Origin of the sequence: Allobosea sp. FBZP-16 (assembly GCF_002831785.1) — a bacterium.
GTDB lineage: Bacteria > Pseudomonadota > Alphaproteobacteria > Rhizobiales > Beijerinckiaceae > Allobosea > Allobosea lupini.
The window spans coordinates 152,345-173,453 of the sequence record NZ_LNCQ01000048.1; the positions used below are offsets into that span (position 1 = coordinate 152,345).

The window sequence follows — 21,109 nt, forward strand, 5'->3', positions numbered from 1 at the left end:
ACTATGCTTGCGGACGGCCGGGCATGCCCGGCCGTTTTGCTATGACAACCGGTGCGGAACCGAACGATGCTGATCTTCGCCGGCCTCGGCAATCCCGGCCAACGCTATGCCCGCAACCGCCACAATATCGGCTTCATGGCGGTCGCGGCGATCGCCCGCGCCTGCAACGCCTCGCCCTGGCGCGCCCGCTTCCAGGCTTACGCCTGCGAAGCGACGATCGGCGGCGAGAAGGCTCTGCTGCTGCTGCCGCAGACCTATATGAACGAGTCCGGCCGCGCGATCGGCGAAGCCGCGCGCTTCTTCAAGGTCGCTCCCGCCGACGTCGTCGTCTTCCATGACGAGCTGGACCTTCCTCCTGCCAAGCTGCGGGTGAAGCTCGGCGGCGGCAATGCCGGCCATAACGGCCTGCGCTCGACAACGGCCGCGATCGGCAACGACTATCGCAGGGTGCGGATGGGCATCGGCCATCCCGGCGACAAGGCGCTGGTCCATGCCTACGTGCTCAATGATTTCGGCAAGGCCGAGGAGCCCTGGGTCGAGGACCTCTGCACGGCCTGCGCCGACAATGCAGCCCTGCTCGCCGCCCATGACGATGCCGGCTTCCAGAACAAGGTCCACCTCTTCATGGACGCGCGCGGCCATGGCGCAGTGAAGCGCCTCGGCGAGAAGTCCGAATAAGGCTCTCCTCAGAGCGGCAGCTGAGCGCCTGCCTTGGCGATCGTCACCCGGTTGCTCGACAGGCTGCCATCGGCTTGCCGGCTCGCCGTCAGCACCACCTGCGCGCCCGCCACGAGATCGGCAGCTTCCGCCGGCGCGGCCATGATGATGTTGGCCTCGGGCGTGATCGCGATCGTCTGCTCGCCGCCCGGATAGGTCAGCGTGACGCTGCCGCCGTCGACCCGCGAGACCGTTTCGGCCACTGTCGCGTTCGTCATCGTCGCCTCTGGCAGCACGGCCCAGGGCCGGTGCCCCTCGCCCGTGCCGCGCATCGCCTCGGGGAAGATGAAGACCTGCACGGCCGACAGCCCGCCCCCGGGCAACATGCGGGCGCCGACGCCGATGAAGCTGCCCTTCTTGATGTCGGCTATCCCGGCCTTCACCACCGCGCCGACAGAATAGTTCGAGGCAAGAGCGACCGCCGTCGTGCCTTCCTGCGTCTTGACGGTGAGCGACTGGCCGTCGAGCCGCTCGACCGTACCGCGTATGCGGGTCTGCGGCGTCTGCGCCTGCACGCCGGCGGAGAAGAGTGTAACGAGGCCGATCAGGGCGAGCGAGGCAAGGCGCATGGGGCAGCTCCGGTAGCCGGTTTTTGACCGTCGCGCCCACTCGTGCGCGCTCGGCAAAGGCGCCGCCATGCACGTTCGCGTGAGCCGCGCCGCAACCCGCCATCTTGTCTTTTGCTGCTCTGCACCCAATAAGGCCCGGGAGAACCGAGATACGTTTCCGCGGCGACGAAATCCGCCGCGATGCACTGGACGGGCACCATGGGCTTCAAATGCGGTATCGTCGGCCTGCCGAATGTCGGCAAGTCGACCCTCTTCAACGCGCTGACGCAGACCGCGGCGGCGCAGGCGGCGAACTATCCCTTCTGCACCATCGAGCCGAATGTAGGCGACGTCGCCGTTCCCGATGAGCGGCTGGAGAAGCTCGCCGCGATCGCCGGCTCGAAGGAGATCATCCCGACCCGGCTGACCTTCGTCGACATCGCCGGGCTCGTGCGCGGCGCCTCCAAGGGCGAAGGCCTCGGCAATCAGTTCCTCGCCAATATCCGTGAATGCGACGCCATCGCCCATGTCGTGCGCTGCTTCGAGGATGGCGACATCACCCATGTCGAGGGCAAGGTCTCGCCCGTCAACGATATCGAGATCATCGAGACCGAGCTGATGCTGGCCGATCTCGAAAGCCTCGAGAAGCGCGTCCTGCCGCTGGAGAAGAAGGCCAAGTCCGGCGACAAGGAAGCCAAGGAAGCCGCCGACCTGATGAACCGCTGCCTCGTGCTGCTGCGCGAGGGCAAGCCGGCCCGTCTGGTCCAGGTCGCAGCCGATGAGCGCAAGGCGTTCGAGATGCTCGGCCTGCTCTCGTCCAAGCCGGTGCTCTATGTCTGCAATGTCGAGGAAGCCAGCGCCGACAAGGGCAACGCCTTCTCCGAGCAGGTCAAGGCGCGCGCCGCCGAGGAAGGCGCGGTCGCCGTCGTCGTCTCGGCCAAGATCGAGAGCGAGATCGCGGTGCTGCCGGCCGCCGACCAGAAGGATTATCTCGAAGCCGTCGGTCTCGACGAGCCCGGCCTCAACCGGGTGATCCGCGCCGGCTACGCCCTGCTCAACCTCGTCACCTATTTCACCGTCGGGCCGAAGGAGGCCCGTGCCTGGACGATCGAGAACGGCACCAAGGGCCCCGCCGCCGCCGGCGTGATCCATACCGATTTCGAGAAGGGCTATATCCGCGCCGAGACCATCGCCTACCCGGATTACATCGCCAACAAGGGCGAGGCAGGCGCGCGCGAGGCCGGCAAGTTCCGCCTTGAAGGCAAGGAGTATGTCGTCGCCGACGGCGACGTGCTGCATTTCCGCTTCGCCAATTGAGCGCGCACCGCCGGAGCGGAAACCGCTCCGGCGCCATGTGCGGTGAGCATTCGGAGTTTGCGCGTTTTCCACTCGATCATCGGCGGGCTCCCGCGCAGGATGCGCGCCTGATCAACGAGATGGACTAGCGATGCTCTACTTCGAGGACTTCGTCCCGGGCTCGGTCAACGAGTACGGCTCGCTTCCCGTCTCGCAGGACGACATCCTCGCATTCGCGGAGCGTTTCGACGCGCAGGACTTCCACATCGATCCCGAGAAGGCGAAGGCGAGCTTCGTCGGCTCGCTGATCGGCTCCGGCTGGCACAGCTGCGCGCTGCTGATGCGGCTGGTGGCGGAAGCCTTTCTCCTCGATGCGACCTCGATGGGCTCGCCCGGCATCGAGGAGGTCAAATGGCTGCGCCCGGTCAAGCCCGGCGACACGCTGCGCCTGCGCTGGACCGTCGCCGAGACCAAGGAATCGCGCTCGCGACCGGAGATGGGGCTGGTGAAGTTCCGTTTCGAGCTGCTCAACCAGCGCGGCGAGCCGGTGGTCGAGCAGACCAACTGGGTCATGTTCGGCCGCCGCGGCTCAGGCTTCGAGGCGGCACGCGGCGACTGGCTGGCACATCCCGCCAGCTATCAGGCACCGGAGCTGACCACTGCGGTCGAGCCACCCGCGCAGCCCACCGCCCCTCCCCGCTATTTCGACGAGCTCGTGATCGGCGACAGCTACGAGCTCGGCAACCTCGTCTTCACCCCGCAGGAGATCGTCGCCTTCGCCCGCTCCTTCGACCCGCAGCCCTTCCACATGGACGAAGAGGCGGCGAAGAAAAGCTCCTTCGGCAGCCTCTGCGCCTCCGGCTGGCATACGGCGGCGGGCTGGATGGCGGCGATGGTCAGCCACCGCCGCCGGCAGGAGGCCATGCTCGCGCCGGCCGCAGCCCCGCGGCTTGGCCCCTCGCCCGGCTTCAAGAACCTGCGCTGGCTGAAACCGGTCTATGCCGGCGACCGCATCACCTATCACTCGGCCGTCGCCGACAAGCGCCCGAGCGTCTCGCGCCCGGACTGGGGCCTGTTCTTCCACCACAACACCGGCGTCAACCAGAAGGGCGAGACGGTGCTCAGCTTCGACGGCTGCGTCTTCATCGAACGCAAGCCGGCCTGAGGCCCTCCGACTGACGCCCTTCTATCCGGCAATGCACCGGGGAACCGCGGCCGCCGGCGGGCTCGCCAGCTCGATGCGGTCGCGGCCGTTGCGCTTGGCGGCGTAGAGCGCCTCGTCGGCATTGGCGTGTAGGCTGGTGCCGTCCAGCGGCCCCCTCCCGGCGCACAGACCGATCGAGACGGTCACGCCGGTCAATTCGTCATGAAGCAGGCGCCAGGGCACGCGCCGCAGGGCGCGGCGGATGGTCGTCGCCACCTCCTTCGCGGCCTCGATCGACGCGTCGCCGAGCAGGACGCCGAATTCCTCGCCGCCGATCCGGGCGACCAGCGCCGAAGCCTGGGTGACCTGGGCCGCGATGACTTCGGCGATGGCCTTGAGGCAGGCGTCTCCGACGAGATGGCCGAAGCGATCATTGATCGTCTTGAAGTGGTCGACGTCGATCATCATCAGCGCCAGCCGCTCCGGCCGGGCGGCAGCATCGGCGAGGCGGGTCACGAAGCGGCGGCGATTGGCGAGGCCGGTCAGGCCGTCGGTTTCCGCCAGCTCCGCCAGCGCCGCATTGGCCCGGCGCAGCGCCTCTTGCGCTTCCAGCAGTTCCATTTGCTGGCGCTTGGCGACGGTGATGTCGGCATGGGTGAAGAAGCTGACGCCGCCCTTGCCATGCCGCGCGATCAGCCGGAGCCAACGCTGGCCCGGCAACTCGATTTCGAAGGGCACGCCGTCATAGCGCAGACCGTTGCTGATCGCCGCGCGCCAGGCGCCCATGGGCGAGGCGCCGCGCCAGCACCAGGCGATGATGTCGTCCAGCGTGCGGCCGACCACAGGGGTGCCGCTGGGCAGGTCGTAGAGCCGCCGGAAGGCGTTGTTGGTCGCGATCACCCGCTGCTTCGCATCGAGGATGGTGGCGCCGTCGGGGATGAAGCGAAGCGCGTCAATGACCGGCAACACCAGTTCGGGGGCTGCCTCGGAAGGCGTCTCGACATCGAGCGTCTGCCAGAGCCGCACGCGGCCGCCATCCGGAGCCCGCAGCGAGGAGGCGCGCAGCTTGCGGCCGTTGTGAATGAACTCGAAGGGCTGTGTCTGGTTCTCGTGGCGGGTCACGCCTTCGGCGACATGCCGCGCGATCTCCGGCATCTCCTCGGGCGAGAGACGGAGCCGATAGAAGCGCTGAAGATTGTCGGCATAAGGCTCGCCGACATAGATCTCGCCCACGTCCTCGGGGAATATCTGCAGGAAGGTCTGGTTCCAGCACAGCGCCCGCATCTCGCCATCGTATTCGCAAACGCCGATACCGAGGGCGTCAAGCGAGTCGAGCAGATAGCGCGAGAGCTTCATCCGGCCCCCTATAGCGCAGAGCCGTTAACAACCGGTGAGATCGGCCCTTAAGATCAGCCGACCTTGCCGTAACCTGCGAACTTCGCCGAGACGCGCTCCATCTCCGCCGCATCGAGGATGACCGGCTCGAGCCCCGAGGCGAGCAGATCGAGATACTGCCCCGCGAGGTTCTCGACCTCGGCGACGATGGTGTGCGCCCCCGCCAGGCTCGCGCCCAGCGCGATCACGCCGTGATTGGCGAGCAGCACCGCCTTGCGTCCCTCCAGCGCCCTGACCGCATTCTCCGCCAGTTCCGGCGAGCCGAAGGTCGCGTAGTCGGCGCAGCGGACGTCGGCGCCGCCGCAAAGCGCGATCATGTAATGGAAGGCAGGGATGCCGCGCCGCGCGCAGGACAGCGCCGTGGCGCGCGGCGAATGGGTGTGGACGATCGCCTGCGCATCAGGTCGCGCCTTGTAGATCGCGACATGGAACGGCCATTCCGATGACGGCTTTCGGCTGCCGCTCAGGACCGTCCCGTCGAGGGCGACGTGGATCAGGTCCTCCGGCTTGGTTCGCGCATAGGGCAGGCCCGACGGCGTCAGGAGGAATCCGTCGCCGAAGCGGGCGGAGACATTGCCGGATTTCGACGGGCAGAAGCCAGCCTTGTCGATCGCCTGCGCGACCGCGACGATTTCCTCGCGCAATGCCTGTTCGCTCATGCCGCTTGTCCCTGTGCGAGGTCCGGAAACAGCCGGGCCAGGCCCTCGGCACTCGCCGGCGCGATGCCACGCTCGGTGATCAGCCCGGTGACGAGCCGCGCTGGCGTCACGTCGAAAGCCGGGTTGCAGGCCGCGCTGCCCGGCGCCGCGACCTGGAAGAAGCCGGTGCGACCATCCTCAGCCTGGCCGAACAGATGCGTGACCTCGCGCTGGCTGCGTTCCTCGATCGGGATCTCCCGCAGCCCGTCCTGCAGCGTCCAGTCGATCGTCGGTGAGGGCAGCGCCACATAGAACGGCACGCCGTTGTCCTTGGCCGCCAGCGCCTTGAGATAGGTGCCGATCTTGTTGGCGACGTCGCCGCTGGCGGTCGTCCGGTCGGTGCCGACGATCACCATGTCGACCTGCCCGTGCTGCATCAGATGGCCGCCGGCATTGTCGACGATCACCGCATGTGGCACGCCATGGCTGCCGAGCTCATAGGCTGTCAGCGCCGCGCCCTGGTTGCGCGGCCGGGTCTCGTCGACCCAGACATGGACGGGGATGCCGGCATCGTGAGCCAGATAGATCGGCGCCAGCGCCGTGCCCCAGTCGACGGTGGCGAGCCAGCCGGCATTGCAATGGGTCAGGATGTTGACCGGCTCGCCTGCCGGCTTTCTCGCCGCGATCTCGCGGATCACGCCGAGGCCATGCTCGCCGATGGCATGGCAGAGCGCGACATCCTCGTCGCAGATCGCCCCCGCCTCGGCATAGGCCGCAGCGACGCGCTCGGCTTGCGGCAGGCCGGTCAGGCGCCGGCGCATCCGCGCCAGTGCCCAGTGCAGGTTGACCGCCGTCGGCCGGGTCGCGCCGAGCAATGCAAGCGCCTGCTCCAGGCAGGCGTCGGAGGCATCGACGCGCAAAGCCAGCGCGACGCCGTAGGCCGCGGTCGCGCCGATGAGGGGGGCGCCCCGCACCGTCATGTGGCGGATCGCATGCGCGGCTTCTTCGGCCGTCGCCAGCCTCACCGTCTCGAAATGGAAGGGCAGCCGCGTCTGGTCGATAACGACAACGCCCCAGCCGTCCTCGTCGAGCCAGATGGTGCGGTAATGCCGCCCGTGGATCTTCATCGCCTCAATGCCCCGCGAAGGAGACCAGCGTGCGCACCGGCACGCCGAGCCGCCTGACCCTGTCGGCGCCGCCGAGGTCCGGCAGGTCGATGATGAAGCAGGCGGCGACGACCTCGGCCCCGAGCGAAGAGAGCAGCTTCACCGCCGCCTCGGCCGTGCCGCCGGTGGCGACGAGGTCGTCGACCAGCAGCACGCGCTCGCCGCGCGAGACCGCGTCTCTGTGTACCTCGATCTCGTCGTCGCCATATTCGAGCGAATACGGCATGCCGACCGTCTCATGCGGCAGCTTGCCCTTCTTGCGCACCGGCACGAAGCCGGCCGAGAGCTGGTGCGCCACGGCGCCGCCGAGGATGAAGCCGCGCGCTTCGATCCCGGCGATCTTGGCGATCTTCAGCCCGGCGAAAGGCTGCACCAGTTCGTCTACGGCACGACGGAAGGCACGGGCATCGCCGAGCAGCGTGGTGATGTCGCGGAACTGGATTCCCGGCGCCGGATAGTCGGGGATCGTCCGGATCGCATTCTTCAGATCGTCGAGCGCGCTGCGGTCCATGACAAAGTCCATCGGCTGGGGCGGCTCCTCTTAACCCGAGGTGGCCGGTCCGGGAAAGCCGGCGCAGCGTCAGCCCTGCGCCGTCAGCACGCGCCCGGCCACCGCGTCGAGCTTGGCCACGAGGTTGGGGTCGCGATGCTCCGGCGCCGTGACGATGGCGAAGTCCAGCGCATTGTGCGAGCCGGCCGGGCAGGCTTCGCGCTCGCGCGGGAAGTCGGCGGCGAGCCGCGCCACCAGCCGGCGGGCCTTGTCGGCATTGGCGTGCAGCACTGCGATCACGGAGGCGACGTCGACCACTCCATGCTCCTCATGCCAGCAATCATAGTCGGTCACCATCGCGACGGTGGCGTAGGTGATCTCGGCCTCGCGTGCGAGCTTGGCCTCCGGCATCGCCGTCATGCCGATCAGGTCGTAACCGAGGTCTTTGTAGGTCAGCGATTCCGCCAGCGTCGAGAATTGCGGGCCTTCCATGGTGACGAGCGTACCGCCCTTGACGAACGGCAGGTCCTCCGCCGTCGCCGCAGCGGCGATCCGCCCCTGCAAGGCCGGGCCGACCGGATGCGCCACCGAGACATGGGCGACGCAACCCTTGCCGAAGAAGGAGCTGGCGCGACCTGCCGTGCGATCGACGAACTGGTCGACCAGCACGAACAGGCCGGGATAGAGCTCGGCCTTGTAGGAGCCGCAGGCCGAGAGCGAGACGAGATCGGTCACCCCTGCCCGCTTCAGCACGTCGATATTGGCGCGGTAGTTGATCTCCGAGGGCGGGATCGCATGGCCGCGGCCATGGCGGGGCAGGAAGACGATTTTCGTCTCTCCCATCCGCCCGATCCGGAGCACGTCGGACGGTTCGCCCCAGGGGCTCTCGATCCGCTCCTCGCGCAGATCTGTCAGGCCCGGCAGGTCATAGATGCCGGACCCGCCGATGATGCCCAGAACCGCTTCAGCCATGCCTCAGCCTCCGATGATTGCCCGGATAAGGATCGAGATTCGTGACAGCCGTAACACGGCGGCGCAGACGATCGAATGTGGCCGATAAACGAAAAGGGCCCCGTCTCCGGGGCCCTTTCGAACTCAGATCTCGCTCAGTGCGCCGAGGCGTGGTCGGGCAGGCGCGACCAGATCTTCTTCTTGGTGAAGTAGAGCAGGCCGGCGAAGAGCGCCAGGAAGATCATCACCTGGAAGCCCATGCGCTTGCGCGCCTCGAGATGCGGCTCCGCCATCCAGACCATGAAGGCGGCGACGTCCTTGGAGTACTGCTCGACTGTCTCCGGCACCGGCGACTTGCCGTCCGCACCCTTCGGGTACTCGACCTGGCCGTCGCTCAGCGGCTTCGGCATCGCGATCAGGTGGCCGGGCATGTAGTTGTTGTAGTTCTGCCCCGGCAGCAGCGTCACGCCGGCCGGCGGCTCGGCATAGCCGGTCAGGAGCGCGACGATATAGTCCGGCCCCTGCTCCTGATACTGGGTGAAGATGTCGAAGATGAAGGTGGGGAAGCCGCGCGTATAGGTGCGCGCCTTGGCCAGCATGTCGATCGGCGGCGGATAGGCGCCGCCATTGGCGGCACGAGCCGCCTGCTCGTTCGCGAACGGCGCCGGGAAGGCGTCGGCCGGACGGCCGGGGCGCTCGAACATCTCACCCGCGTCGTTCGGGCCGTCCTTGATGTTCGTATAGCTCGCGGCGAGCGCCGCGACCTGCGACGGGGTGAAGCCAGGGCCGCCCGGCTGCGACAGGTTGCGGAACCGGATCAGGTTCATCGCGTGGCAGTTGGCGCAGACTTCCTTGGCGACCTTGAAGCCGCGCTGCAGCTGGGCCTGGTCGAACTTGCCGAACGGACCGGCGAACGACCAGCTCTGCGCCGGCGGCTTCGGAGCGCCTTCGGCAGCCAGGACAGGCGCGGACACGGCAAGGGTCAGGCCAGTGACGAGACCGGCGAGCGACAGGCGGAGGGACATCTTGCTCATGGTCTCGTTCAGCCCTTGGCCTGCGGTGCCGCGGCGGTGGCGTGGCCGAGGCGCGCGCCCGAGCCGCCGAGCACCGAGTCGGCGATGGAGGTCGGCAGCGGGGCCGGCCGTTCGAAGATGCCGATCAGCGCCAGCGCCACGAAGAAGCCGAAATACAGCACCGTCAGGATGCGCGAGATCGTCACATAGGGCTCGTCCGCCGGCATGGCGCCGAGATAGCCGAGGCCGATGCAGACCAGGACGAACATCCAGAAGAACTGGCGCGCGATCGGGCGGTAAGTCATCGACTTGACCTTGGAGGTGTCGATCCAGGGCAGGAAGGCGAGGATCACGATCGCGCCGCCCATCGCCAGCACGCCGCCGAGCTTGTCGGGAATGGCACGCAGGATCGCGTAGAACGGCAGGAAGTACCATTCCGGCACGATGTGGGCAGGCGTCGAGGCCGGGTTGGCCGGGATGTAGTTGTCGGCGTGGCCCATGAAGTTCGGCTGGTAGAAGACGAACCAGGCGAAGACCAGCATAAAGCAGACCATGCCGAACAGGTCCTTGATGGTCGCATAGGGCGTGAAGGGAACGGTGTCCTTCTTGACGTCCTTGACCTCGACGCCGGTCGGGTTGTTCTGGCCGACATGGTGCAGCGCCCAGATGTGCAGGACGACGACGCCCGCGATCATGAACGGCAGCAGGAAGTGCAGCGAGAAGAAGCGGTTCAGCGTCGGGTTGTCGACCGAGTAGCCACCCCACAGGAAGGTCACGATCGTCTCGCCGATCACCGGCAGCGCCGAGAACAGGTTGGTGATGACGGTCGCGCCCCAGAAGGACATCTGGCCCCAGGGCAGCACGTAGCCCATGAATGCCGTGGCCATCATCAGCAGGAAGATGATGACGCCGAGAATCCAGAGCACCTCGCGCGGCGCCTTGTACGAGCCGTAGTACAGGCCGCGGAAGATGTGGATGTAGACCGCCACGAAGAACATCGAGGCGCCGTTGGAGTGCAGGTAGCGCAGCAGCCAGCCGAAGTTCACGTCGCGCATGATGTGCTCGACGGAGTTGAACGCCATGGTCGCGTTCGGCGTGTAGTGCATCGCCAGGATCACGCCGGTGATGATCTGCGCCACCAGCATGAACACCAGGATGCCGCCGAAGGTCCACAGCAGGTTGAGATTGCGCGGCACCGGATAGGAAACCGCGGAATCGTGCATCAGCCGCACGATCGGCAGCCGTGCATCGAGCCAGCGCTCGATCCCGGTCTTCGGTTGGTAGGTGCTGTGACCGCTCATGCTCGCCTCAAGCTCTCTCAAATCCGCTCGATGCCGTCCTCGCCTTCAGGAGGCTCAGCCGATCTTGATCTTGGTATCCGCGGTGAACGCGTAGGGCGGCACCGGCAGGTTCAGCGGCGCGGGACCCTTGCGGATGCGGCCGGAGGAATCGTAGTGCGAGCCGTGGCAGGGGCAGAACCAGCCATCGAACTCGCCCTTCGGCTCGCCGGCGGCGTTGCCGAGCGGCACGCAGCCGAGATGGGTGCAGTTGCCGTAGACGACGAGATAGCGCTCATGGCCCGCCTTGGTGCGCTGTTCGTCGGTCTGCGGATCGCGCAGCGTCGCGACATCGACGGCCTTGGCCTCGTCGATCTCCTTCTTGGTGCGATTGCGCACGAAGATCAGCTTGCCGCGCCAAAAGAGCTTGATCGCCTGGCCTTCCGCGATCGGGGCGAGGTCGAGATCGATCGGAGCGCCGGCGGCAACGACCTGCGCGTCGGGAGCCAGCTGGCCGAGCAAAGGCACGACGAGGGCGGCGGCGCCGACGGCGCCGAAAGCGCCGGTCGTCAGCATCAGAAAATCGCGGCGGGTGGGTTCGGTGCCAGTCGTATCGGTCGCGTGCGCCACGATCCAGTTCCCTGCTCGGCGGCCGGCCTGGCCGGCTGAAACAAATCAAGCGCCCCACAGGGGCGCGGGCACACAGCCCGCCTTGCGGCGGCGCGTCGCCTGCCGCGCTCTTTGGCATGCAGTTTTGACGAAGTCTACTGTCGCGCGTGCCGCAGCCCACTGCATCGCAGCAATGCCGCCGTGCAGCCGGCTCAGGCCGGAATCCGCTCGCTGTCGGCCAATGCGAGGAAGCCACCGGACTGCCGGGCCCATAGGCGGGCATAGAGCCCGCCGCGCCGCACCAGCTCGTCATGGCTGCCCATGTCGACGATCCGGCCCTTGTCGAGCACGATCAGCCGGTCGAGCGCGGCGATGGTCGAGAGCCGGTGCGCGATCGCGATCACGGTCTTTCCTTCCATCAATGTGGAAAGCTGGGCCTGAATTTCGGCCTCGACCTCCGAATCGAGCGCAGAGGTCGCCTCGTCCAGGATCAGGATCGGCGCGTCCTTGAGCAGCACGCGAGCGATCGCGATGCGCTGGCGCTGGCCACCGGAGAGCTTCACGCCGCGTTCACCGACACGCGAATCGAAACCCTGGCGCCCATCCTGGTCGGAAAGTCCGAGAACGAAGTCGTGCGCCGCCGCCCGCTTGGCCGCCGCCGCGATCTCGTCCTGCGTCGCGCCGGTCCGGCCATAGGCGATATTGTCGCCGATCGAGCGATGCAGCAGCGAATTGTCCTGCGTCACCATGCCGATCTGGCTGCGCAGCGATTCCTGCGTGACATGGGCGATGTCCTGCCCGTCGACCAGGATGCGGCCCGAATCGAGCTGGTAGAGCCGCAGCAGCAGGTTGACCAGCGTCGACTTGCCGGCTCCGGACGGGCCGACCAGCCCGATCTTCTCGCCCGGCTTGATCTCGAGGTCGAGATTCTCGAACAGCCCCTGCGGCTTGCCGTAATTGAAACGGACATGCTCGAAGCGCACCCCGCCCTGCGTCACCTGGAGCGGCACCGCGTCCGGCGCATCCGGCAGGTCGTGCGGCTTGGCGATCGTCTCCATGCTCTCCTGCACCGAGCCGATATTCTCGAAGATGCCGCGCACCAGGTGGATCAGCCAGCTCGACATCTGCACGAGGCGCAGCACCAGGCCGATCGAGGCGGCGACCGCGCCCGGCGTCATCTCGCCTTGGCTCCAGAGGTGCAGACAGAGCCAGGCGGTCGCCACGACCAGCAGGCTGTTCATCGTCTGCAGGATGACGCTGACGCCGGTGATCAGCCGCGACAGGTTGAGGAAGGAGGCGTTCCAGCGCGTCAACGAGTCGCGCACGGCCGAGCGCTCGGCGTCGGCACGGGCGAAGAGCTTCACCGTCAGAATGTTCGTATAGGCGTCGACGATGCGCCCGGTCGTGCTCGAGCGACCGAGCGAATTCGCCTCCGAGCGCTTCTTGGCCCGCGGCACGAAATAGATCAGCAGGGCGACATAGGCCGCCAGCCAGACGATCACCGGCATAGCGAGCCACAGGCTGGTCGAGCCGAAGAAGCCGATCGCGACCGAGGCGAAGATCAGCGCGTACCAGAGGTCGTCGATCACCTCGATCGTCGCGCCGCGGATCGCCTGCCCGGCCTGGATCACCCGCGACGAGAGCCGGCCGGCGAAATCGTTCTGGAAATAGGAGAGCGCGTGGCCGAGCGTGTAGACATGGTTGCGCCAGCGGATCTGGTTGGTGATTTGCGGCACCACCACCTGGTCGACGATGGCGTGGTTGGCGAAATAGATAAGCGGCCGCGCCACGGTGACCACGAGCGCCGCGCCGATCAGCAGCCAGCCATGCTCGCTGAAAACCTGTTCCGGTGAGTTCTTGGTCAGAAGATCGACGAACCAGCCGACCATCAGGTACATCGCCGCCTCGATGCCGGAGAAGCCGAGGCCGGTCAGCATGATCAGGGCCATCCAGCCCTTCACGCCCTTGATGTGGTGCCACATGAAGCGGAACACGCCGGTCGGCGGCGTCTGCCGCTCGTCGAAGGGCGCGAACACGTCGATGCGGCTTTCAAGGAAACGGAAAAGCGGGGCGAACATGGAGTTAGGGTGGCCCTCCTCGGGCAGCTGGCAATGACGACGCTTCGTTATATGGGTCGACTGCTAAATGAAGGCCAGAGCATGGCCGAACTGCCGCTTGACGTGCGCCCTGCGCAGACAGCATGACCCCGCCATGCTGCGCCTCGCCCTCTACCAGCCCGACATTCCGCAGAACGCCGGCACCATGATCCGCCTGGCGGCGTGCCTCGGCATCGCCGTCGACATCGTCGAACCGGCCGCCTTCGACGTGTCCGACCGCAACTTCCGCCGCTCCGGCATGGATTACATCGAGCGGGCCGCGGTGACCCGGCATGATTCCTTTCGCGCATTCGAGGACTGGCGGCGGCAGGGCGGCCACCGCCTCGTCCTGGCCGAGACCGACGGCGCCTGCGCCCACACCGACTTCGCCTTTCGCCCGGGTGACATCGTCATGGTCGGCCGCGAGAGCGCGGGCGTGCCGCCCGAGGTCTATGCTGCGGCGCAGGCCAGCGTACACATCCCGATGCGCCGCGATTTGCGCTCGCTCAATGTCGCCATGGCCGGGGCGATGGTAGTGGGCGAGGCGCTGCGCCAGCTGCGTGCCTATCCCACGCCGGCTGACGCCTGACGAAGAGACCGCACATGACCGCACAAGCCACGCAACCCGCAGCCGTCGATCCCGCTGTCGTCGAAGCCCTGAAGCCACGCGCCGCCGCCTGGTTCGAGAGCCTGCGCGACCGCATCTGCGCCGCCTTCGAGCAGGTCGAGGAGGAGGCTGCCGGCCCTTTTCCCCCTGAGACCGACAAGCCCGGCCGCTTCGTCCGCACGCCCTGGCAGCGCAGCAACCATGACGGCGCGCCGGGCGGCGGCGGCGTGATGGCGCTGATGTCGGGCCGCGTCTTCGAAAAGGTCGGCGTCCACGTCTCGACCGTGCATGGCAGCTTCGCCCCGGAATTCGCCGCGCAGATCCCGGGCGCGGCCGAGGACCCGCGTTTCCACGCCACCGGCATCTCGCTGATCGCCCATCCCTGGAACCCGCACGCGCCGACCGTGCACATGAACACCCGCTTCGTCGTGACGACCAAGCCCTGGTTCGGCGGCGGCGCCGACCTCACTCCGGTGCTCGACCGCCGGCGCAGCCAGGACGACCCCGATGCGCAGGCCTTCCATGCCGCGATGCGCAACCCCTGCGAGGCCCATGCCGGCGTCGCCGACTACGAGCGCTTCAAGGCCTGGTGCGACGAGTACTTCCACCTCAAGCATCGCAACGAGCGGCGCGGCATCGGCGGCATCTTCTACGACTATGTCTGGACCGGCGATCCGGAAGCCGACCTCGCCTTCACCAAGGCGGTCGGCGAGGCCTTCCTCGACATCTACCCGCGCATCCTGCGCGGCAATCTGGCAACGCCCTGGACGGATGCCGAGCGCCATGAGCAGCAGGTCCGCCGCGGCCGCTATGTCGAGTTCAACCTGCTCTACGACCGCGGCACCATCTTCGGCCTGATGACCGGCGGCAACGTCGCCTCGATCCTGTCCTCGATGCCGCCGACGGTCAGGTGGCCGTGACGTGAGCGCCGGCCCGTTGCGCGTCCTCCGCCAAATGAAGGACGCGTCCGGGAGAATCCTGCCTTAGGCCACGGTGACGGAGCGGTCGATCACGGCGGGAACGATATGGCGAGACTGACACACCAGCTTTTCGTCCGGGCCAATGAGATCACCCTCGGCGACGCGGCGGTCGACAACGAGACAAAGCAGCAGATTCGCGCCAAGACGCTCAACGTCACCGACCGTCTGGAGCAATGCGCCGTCAACGACGGAGCCAATATCCATCAGGGCAAGCCGCCCGGGCCGCATGTCCGCATCGTTCACAGAGCCCTGATGAAGCTGCGTGAAGCTTCCGCGGCGAGCCCGGATCTCAACCTCGACGAAGTCGAGGGCGAGAGCTTCAACGCGATGATCAAGGCGCTGAAGGCGACGCCGCCGATCTCGCCCGACGAGCTGAAGCGCGGCAGCTATGGCCCGTCCACGCTCGCTCTGGTCTACGCCTACAAGAAGGCCAGGGACATCCGACGCTCGGCGCAGGCAGGCGTGGACAAGGTCGTCGGCATCCAGACGATCCGCTCGCTCGATGCGGATCTCAACCTCGCCGATGCCAAGCCTGCTCCGGCTCCGGAACCGCAGGTTGCGAAGCCGATGGATATCTTCATCAAATACAGCGGCTTCGGCAAAGGCATCGCCCCGGGCTCGTGGGACCATGTCACCGACAACCTCTTTCAGAGGACATTCGTGACCCCGGCCTATCTCAATACTCACGAGAAGCCGATGATCGCCACCTTCTTCGGTGGCCGGGGCGGGCAGGATCCGACCGCAGAGGTCGTCAAGAGAGTCAGGGCCGTGCGCAGCCGCGCGCCCAAGGGGGTCACGGTCGTCGTCGCCTTCAGCGCCGGTGGGTTTTCGGCCTTGCACACCGCCGCCAAGCTGACTGGTCTCGGTATCCGCATCGATTTCGTCGGCATCGCCGACGGCGCCTTCTTCGTCGAGGATGGCGACGTGGTCGGCCTGTCGCCGGCCCGGATCAAGGCGCCGGGCAGGATCAATGCCGTCAAAACCCTCAACACCTTCCAGCAACTCGGCCACGAAGTGCTCCGCGGCAAACCGCCCAACGTCAACGCCATGGGGCTTCTGCCGGGAACTGAGGTGCATGGCTCGATCCCGGGGCTGACAGACGACGAGCTGACGGAAGCGAACGACCGGACGATCAGGGAGCTTTCTCTGAGTTCCGACAGGATCATCGAAATCCCGATGATCAGGAAACATCGTGTTTCCGATCCTGCGCACATCCGGGCCGTCGCCGCCGGCCAGGACAAGATCAGCGCCGAGGTGTCCCGCCTGTTCGCGCCTTGACCTCGGCGCCGGCGGCCTTCGCCAGCAGCGCCATCTGCTCGTCCCGCCCTGCCGGACAGCCCGCCTCGATCCAGGCCTCCCGCGCCGCTTCGAGCACCTGCCCGACCTTCGGACCGGCGCCGACACCGAGCGCCAGCACATCCTTGCCTGTCGGCAGGAAGGGCGGCGTCCGCGCCAGATCGGCGATCACACCCTGAACCTCGACCGCTCCGCCCTGCGTGCCCAGCAGCACCAGCCCGCCCGCGACTGCATCCGTCCCGAGGCGATGGGCCAGTCGGCGCAACGTCGCGATCTGCGGCAGCGCCTCTCTGCCCGACAACCCCTCCAGTGCCGCGGCAATGCCGGAAACCCGCTCAAACTCCGCATTTGAGAGCCGCAGCCGCTCGCGCAGCCTGAGCGCATCCTCGCCGACCGCGACCGCCAGGGCCGCCAGCCGGAAGGCGGGATACACGCCCGCCCCCGGCCCATCGGCGATTGCGGCGAAGCGCGCGAGACGGGGTACGCCGCCGACCACCGGCATCAGCAGCCCGGCACCTGCCATCGCCTGCAGGGTTTCCGCCGCACGCGGCGCAGTGAGGAGCTTGCGCAGCTCCGCCCAGACCCGCTCGCGCGACAGCCCCTCCAGGCCGCCACGGCCGGCGACGCAGGCAGCGAGCGCTGTCCTATCCGGCTCACCGACGCCATAGCGGGCATGGAAGCGGAAGAAGCGCAGGATGCGCAGATAGTCCTCGGCGATCCGCTCGCCGGCCGCACCGATGAAGCGCACCCGCCGCACAGCAAGATCAGCGAGCCCATCGGCATAGTCGTGCAGCCCGCCGGCAGCATCGAGCCCGAGCGCGTTGATCGTGAAATCGCGGCGCAACGCATCCTCGCGGAAGTCGCTACCGAAGGCGACGACGGCATGGCGGCCATCCGTCTCGACATCGCGCCGCAGCGTCGTGACCTCGAAAGGCGTGCCGTCGATCACGACGGTGACCGTGCCGTGCTCGACCCCGGTCGGCACCGCCTTGAAGCCGGCGGCGCGTACCCGCCGCATCGTCTCGTCAGGCAGCCAGGTCGTGGCGACGTCGATATCGGCGACGGGCTCGCCCAGCAGCGCATTGCGCACGGCGCCGCCGACGATGCGGGCCTCCTCCCCGTCCCGGTTCAGCGCGGAAAGCAGCGCGGCGACATCGGCGCGCGCCAGCAGTCCGGCAAGCCGCTCGCGCTCGGCACCGGTCATCGCTTCGGCCGGTCGTCGAACTCGCCGGGGACCACCCTGCCGTTTTCGACATGCGGCGGCACGAACGGCCCGGTATGTCGCGGCGCGACCAGGCCGGCATAGACGAAGGAGCCGATCCCCAGCACGATGCCGACCACCGACAGCCAGAACAGATGGCGGCTCCAGTGCTCGACATCGAACGGATTGCGCCGCCGGACCACGAGATAGCCCGCGAACAGGCAGAACGGCAGGACGAAGAGCAGGAACTCCTCGATCAGCGTGCGCAGCATTGGATGATCTGTCCCGGCCTCTCGTTTCAGCCGGCGAGCCGCTCGTAGAGATTGCGGATCATGCCGGCCGTCGCTCCCCAGATATAGCGATCGCCATGTGGCATCGCATAGTAGGTCCGATAACGCCCGCGAAATTCCCGGCCATGGCGCTGGTGATTGGCCGGATCGAGCAGGAAGGCGAGTGGCGTCTCGAAGGCCTCGTCGACCTCGTGCGGGTTGATCGTCAGCGTCAGCGGCGGCTCGACCAGCCCGACCACCGGCGTGACGCGATAGCCGGTGCCGGTGAGATAGGCGTCGAGATAGCCGACCGCCCTGACCTTGCCGGGGGACAGCCCGACCTCTTCCTCCGCCTCGCGCAAGGCCGCCACCAAGGGCGAGCCGTCGGTTTCATCGACGCGCCCGCCCGGGAAGGCGATCTGCGCGGAATGCTTGCGCAAGGCCGCGGCGCGCTGGGTCAGGAGCACGGTCGGCTCGCCCGGATGCAGCACGATCGGGATCAGCACGGCAGCCTCGATCGCGCTGGCCTCGTCCGGAATGTCGATCGGCTCGGATTGGAGATCGTGATCGCCGCGCGGCCGCGCGATCAGGTCGCCATGGGCAGGCGGCTCGGGTCTCAAGGCGCGCAGCAGCAGCGCTTCGAGATCGCCACCGTTCCAGAACGCCGTCTCGGCAAGCCGCTTGGCAAGTTGCTGCATCAGAGTCCCTCGATCTCGCTGGCCGGCGCGACCACGTGGAAAACGCCGCCGGCCGCGATGCCGAACCGCTCCTCTCCGTCGCCCTCCCTGATCTCGCCGAGCGCCAGCAGATCATAGGTCAGCGCCCGCGTGAGCCGGGCCCAGAGCCCGCGCCGGACATGCACATAGGGCTTCACGCCCGCGTTCGCAGCCCTTTCGAAGCGCAAGACATTGTCCGGCCCGACCGTAACCAGATCGTCGGTACGGGTCCGGAAGGCGATGCTGCGCCGGTCGCCCTCGCCCTCCACCGCCATCTCGACGGCCTGGAGCGGCGCATCCTCGACCTTGATCCCGACCTTCTCGACCGGGGTCACGAGAAAGTAATCGTCGCCCTCGCGCTTCAGCACCGAGGAGAACAGCTTGACCAGCGCCGGCCGGCCGATCGGCGTGCCCAGATAGAACCAGGTACCGTCTGCGGCGATGCGCATGTCGAGATCGCCGCAGAAGGGCGGGTTCCAGCGCTCCACCGGCGGCAGTCCGCGGGCAGGGCCCGAGCCGAGCGCGCTCAGCAGGCGATTCATCGCGCCTGCGGCCTCGGCAGTCATGTCACCTCGCGCTTTCGTCATCGGCATGCCGGTTGCATCGCTCTCTCGCCTTGAACTCTACATAATCGTGAAGCGGACTGTTGTGCACCGCCGCTCTCTGCCCCTTGAGCATGCTCCCCGCGAGGGTCACAGTTTGGAATCGGACAGGAAGGCCCGCGAGCGCGAGGCTGAAGGAGATCGACATGGTGGCGCAAGCCCGTGATGCCAACGCCCCGATCAACCTCGACACCGGCATCGTCGAGGCGGCGGAAGCGGCCCTCGCCGCCATCGGCGCCGCCCGCACCGAGATCGGCCAGGTCATCTTCGGCCAGCAGAAGGTCGTCGATCTCTCGCTGATCACCCTTCTCGCCGGCGGCCATGGCCTGCTCGTCGGCGTGCCCGGCCTCGCCAAGACCAAGCTGGTCGAAGCGATGGGCACCGTGCTCGGCCTCTCGGCAAGGCGCGTCCAGTTCACGCCCGACCTGATGCCCTCCGACATCCTCGGCTCCGAAGTGCTCGACGAGAGCGAGGGCGGCAAGCGCCACTTCCGCTTCATCAAGGGCCCCGTCTTCGCCCAGCTGCTGATGGCGGACGAGATCAACCGCGCCTCGCCGCGCACCCAGTCGGCCCTGCTGCAGGCGATGCAGGAGCATCACGTCACCGTCGCCGGCGAGCGTCACGACCTGCCGGCGCCCTTCCACGTCCTCGCGACCCAGAACCCGATCGAGCAGGAAGGCACCTATCCGCTGCCGGAAGCCCAGCTCGATCGCTTCCTCCTGGAGATCGATGTCGGCTATCCCGACCGAGAGGCCGAGCGCCGCATTCTGCTCGAGACCACCGGCGCCGCCGAGCACAAGCCGGTGCAGGCGATGACGGCCGAGACCCTGATGTCGACGCAGCGCCTGGTCCGCCGCCTGCCGGTCGGCGAGGCGGTGGTCGACGCGATCCTCGACCTCGTCCGCTCGGCCCGCCCCGGCGACGGCGAGAAGGCGATCACCGACAAGCTCGCCTGGGGCCCCGGCCCGCGCGCCAGCCAGGCGCTGACCCTCGCCGCCCGCGCCCGCGCCCTCGTCGAAGGCCGGCTCGCGCCGTCGGTCGACGACGTCGCGGCACTCGCCGCCCCTGTCCTGAAACACCGCATCGCACTGACCTTCGCCGCCCGCGCCGATGGCGAGACGGTCGAGGGTGTCGTCGCCAAGCTCGTGGAGCGTCTGGGTTGAGGGCATTCTGATGCTGCGCACCCGCGTCCTTGGCCAATCCGAGCGCCAGCCGGGCCAGCCGGTCCTCAAGGCATCGCTCGATCTCGCCGCCCGCCTGCCCAGGCTGGTGCTGGAGGCGCGGCGGGTCTCGGCCAGCGTGCACGGCATCCATGGCCGCCGGCGCTCCGGCCCGGGCGAGACCTTCTGGCAATACCGGCCGCTGGTGACAGGCGAATCCGCCTCGCGCATCGACTGGCGTCGCTCTGCACGCGACGGCCATCTCTTCGTCAGGGAGCGCGAATGGGAAGCCTCGCACGCGATCTGGCTCTGGATCGACCGCTCGGCCTCGATGGGCTTTTCCTCCTCGCTCGCCCAGGTCAGCAAGGTCGACCGCGCCTTGATCGCCGGCTTCGCCCTGGCCGAGACACTGGTCGAGGGCGGCGAGCGCGTCGGCCATCTCGGCCTGACCCGTCCGATGGCCTCGCGCCGCATCGTCGAAATGCTGGCTCAGGCGATCCTGGCCGATCGCCGCAATGGCGAGGCCGACCTGCCGCCGGACGAGCCGCTGCCGCGCCTGGCCGACGCGATTCTGATCACCGATGGCCTGACGCCGGCGGCGGCCCTCGCCAAGCGCATCGCCACGCTGGCGAGCAGCGGCGCCAGGGGGCATATCCTGCTGATCGCCGATCCGATCGAGGAGACCTTCCCGTTCTCCGGCCAGGCCGAATTGTTCGACCTCGAGGACGGCCTGTCATTGCGGGTCGGCGATGCCGGCAAATGGGGCGAGGATTATCGCGAGCGGCTGCAGGCCCATCGCGACGCCATCCGCGAAGCCTGCCGCCATGCCGGCTGGACGCTGACCCTGCACCGCACCGACCGACCGGCCAGCGAAGGCGTGCTGCGCATCGCCAGCCTGATCGCCGCCTCGCGCGGCGGCCCGGCGGGTTGAGGGAGAA

General features: G+C 67.7%; 22 protein-coding genes. 8 read left to right on the forward strand and 14 right to left on the reverse strand.

The genetic code is table 11. From position 1 onward, the window contains the following. The first annotated feature begins 66 nt into the window (after positions 1–66). Complete coding sequence (pth, locus tag CXY91_RS24455) at positions 67–678, forward strand: aminoacyl-tRNA hydrolase (protein WP_091839291.1); 612 nt, start codon at positions 67–69, stop codon at positions 676–678. Positions 679–686: 8 nt separating this feature from the next. On the opposite strand, the gene CXY91_RS24460 is transcribed toward pth, so the two are convergent. After that, positions 687–1,286 (reverse strand): hypothetical protein, encoded by a 600-nt coding sequence (locus tag CXY91_RS24460; protein WP_091839287.1) that lies wholly within the window; start codon positions 1,284–1,286, stop codon positions 687–689. 198 nt (positions 1,287–1,484) lie between these two features. Between CXY91_RS24460 and ychF the strand changes: the two genes are divergently transcribed. Both ychF and CXY91_RS24470 read left to right on the forward strand, forming a co-directional pair. Beyond that, the gene (gene ychF / locus CXY91_RS24465; protein WP_091839282.1) at positions 1,485–2,582 is read left to right on the forward strand and encodes a redox-regulated ATPase YchF; all 1,098 of its coding nucleotides are present in this window, start codon (positions 1,485–1,487) and stop codon (positions 2,580–2,582) included. A 130-nt stretch (positions 2,583–2,712) separates the two neighbouring features. Beyond that, positions 2,713–3,726, forward strand: coding sequence for a MaoC family dehydratase (locus tag CXY91_RS24470; RefSeq protein WP_100964126.1), 1,014 nt, complete (start codon positions 2,713–2,715; stop codon positions 3,724–3,726). A gap of 21 nt (positions 3,727–3,747) precedes the next feature. Here the strand turns inward: CXY91_RS24470 and CXY91_RS24475 are convergent, their stop codons facing one another. The 9 genes from CXY91_RS24475 to CXY91_RS24515 form a co-directional block, all read right to left on the reverse strand. Further along, positions 3,748–5,061, reverse strand: coding sequence for a GGDEF domain-containing protein (locus CXY91_RS24475; RefSeq protein ID WP_100964128.1), 1,314 nt, complete (start codon positions 5,059–5,061; stop codon positions 3,748–3,750). A gap of 53 nt (positions 5,062–5,114) precedes the next feature. Further along, a complete protein-coding gene (locus CXY91_RS24480) occupies positions 5,115–5,759 on the reverse strand; it encodes a class II aldolase/adducin family protein (RefSeq protein WP_100964130.1) in 645 nt (214 codons plus the stop codon). After that, positions 5,756–6,865 (reverse strand): S-methyl-5-thioribose-1-phosphate isomerase, encoded by a 1,110-nt coding sequence (gene mtnA / locus CXY91_RS24485; protein WP_100964132.1) that lies wholly within the window; start codon positions 6,863–6,865, stop codon positions 5,756–5,758. The genes CXY91_RS24480 and mtnA overlap by 4 nt, the downstream gene beginning before the upstream one ends. Positions 6,866–6,869: 4 nt before the next feature. Then, the gene (locus tag CXY91_RS24490; protein ID WP_091839483.1) at positions 6,870–7,415 is read right to left on the reverse strand and encodes an adenine phosphoribosyltransferase; all 546 of its coding nucleotides are present in this window, start codon (positions 7,413–7,415) and stop codon (positions 6,870–6,872) included. Between the two features lie 69 nt (positions 7,416–7,484). Continuing rightward, a complete protein-coding gene (locus CXY91_RS24495; protein WP_100964134.1) occupies positions 7,485–8,366 on the reverse strand; it encodes an S-methyl-5'-thioadenosine phosphorylase in 882 nt (293 codons plus the stop codon). Positions 8,367–8,500: 134 nt separating this feature from the next. Then, entirely contained in the window at positions 8,501–9,379 is an 879-nt protein-coding gene (locus CXY91_RS24500; RefSeq protein ID WP_091839259.1) for a cytochrome c1, read from the reverse strand. 8 nt (positions 9,380–9,387) lie between these two features. After that, positions 9,388–10,659, reverse strand: a complete 1,272-nt coding sequence (locus tag CXY91_RS24505; protein WP_091839256.1) for a cytochrome b — start codon at positions 10,657–10,659, stop codon at positions 9,388–9,390. 54 nt (positions 10,660–10,713) lie between these two features. Further along, the gene (gene petA, locus CXY91_RS24510; protein WP_280141487.1) at positions 10,714–11,265 is read right to left on the reverse strand and encodes a ubiquinol-cytochrome c reductase iron-sulfur subunit; all 552 of its coding nucleotides are present in this window, start codon (positions 11,263–11,265) and stop codon (positions 10,714–10,716) included. 191 nt (positions 11,266–11,456) lie between these two features. Beyond that, positions 11,457–13,322: an ABC transporter ATP-binding protein gene (locus CXY91_RS24515; protein ID WP_100964136.1), complete on the reverse strand. Its 1,866-nt coding sequence runs from the start codon at positions 13,320–13,322 to the stop codon at positions 11,457–11,459. Between the two features lie 133 nt (positions 13,323–13,455). Between CXY91_RS24515 and CXY91_RS24520 the strand changes: the two genes are divergently transcribed. The 3 genes from CXY91_RS24520 to CXY91_RS24530 all read left to right on the forward strand — a co-directional run bounded on the left by CXY91_RS24520 (position 13,456) and on the right by CXY91_RS24530 (position 16,205). Further along, positions 13,456–13,929: a tRNA (cytidine(34)-2'-O)-methyltransferase gene (locus CXY91_RS24520; RefSeq protein ID WP_100964138.1), complete on the forward strand. Its 474-nt coding sequence runs from the start codon at positions 13,456–13,458 to the stop codon at positions 13,927–13,929. Positions 13,930–13,943: 14 nt separating this feature from the next. Further along, positions 13,944–14,867 (forward strand): oxygen-dependent coproporphyrinogen oxidase, encoded by a 924-nt coding sequence (hemF, locus tag CXY91_RS24525; protein ID WP_100964139.1) that lies wholly within the window; start codon positions 13,944–13,946, stop codon positions 14,865–14,867. Between the two features lie 105 nt (positions 14,868–14,972). Then, complete coding sequence (locus CXY91_RS24530) at positions 14,973–16,205, forward strand: hypothetical protein (protein ID WP_100964141.1); 1,233 nt, start codon at positions 14,973–14,975, stop codon at positions 16,203–16,205. Here the strand turns inward: CXY91_RS24530 and CXY91_RS24535 are convergent. Genes CXY91_RS24535 through CXY91_RS24550 form a run of 4 tightly spaced genes read right to left on the reverse strand, consistent with a single transcriptional unit; the run spans position 16,171 to position 18,975 of the window. Next, positions 16,171–17,427 (reverse strand): CCA tRNA nucleotidyltransferase, encoded by a 1,257-nt coding sequence (locus tag CXY91_RS24535; protein ID WP_100964144.1) that lies wholly within the window; start codon positions 17,425–17,427, stop codon positions 16,171–16,173. The genes CXY91_RS24530 and CXY91_RS24535 overlap by 35 nt on opposite strands. Then, a complete protein-coding gene (locus tag CXY91_RS24540) occupies positions 17,424–17,696 on the reverse strand; it encodes a DUF6111 family protein (protein ID WP_091839239.1) in 273 nt (90 codons plus the stop codon). Before CXY91_RS24540 ends, CXY91_RS24535 begins: the two co-directional genes overlap by 4 nt. Before the next feature lie 26 nt (positions 17,697–17,722). Beyond that, entirely contained in the window at positions 17,723–18,391 is a 669-nt protein-coding gene (locus CXY91_RS24545) for a CoA pyrophosphatase (RefSeq protein ID WP_100964146.1), read from the reverse strand. Beyond that, on the reverse strand, positions 18,391–18,975 hold the full coding sequence (locus tag CXY91_RS24550; RefSeq protein ID WP_465246889.1) for a DUF1285 domain-containing protein: 585 nt from the start codon (positions 18,973–18,975) through the stop codon (positions 18,391–18,393). The genes CXY91_RS24545 and CXY91_RS24550 overlap by 1 nt, the downstream gene beginning before the upstream one ends. 182 nt (positions 18,976–19,157) lie before the next feature. Between CXY91_RS24550 and CXY91_RS24555 the strand changes: the two genes are divergently transcribed. Both CXY91_RS24555 and CXY91_RS24560 read left to right on the forward strand, forming a co-directional pair. Next, positions 19,158–20,174: an AAA family ATPase gene (locus CXY91_RS24555; protein WP_100964148.1), complete on the forward strand. Its 1,017-nt coding sequence runs from the start codon at positions 19,158–19,160 to the stop codon at positions 20,172–20,174. A gap of 10 nt (positions 20,175–20,184) precedes the next feature. Next, entirely contained in the window at positions 20,185–21,102 is a 918-nt protein-coding gene (locus CXY91_RS24560) for a DUF58 domain-containing protein (protein WP_100964150.1), read from the forward strand. Positions 21,103–21,109: the final 7 nt, after the last annotated feature.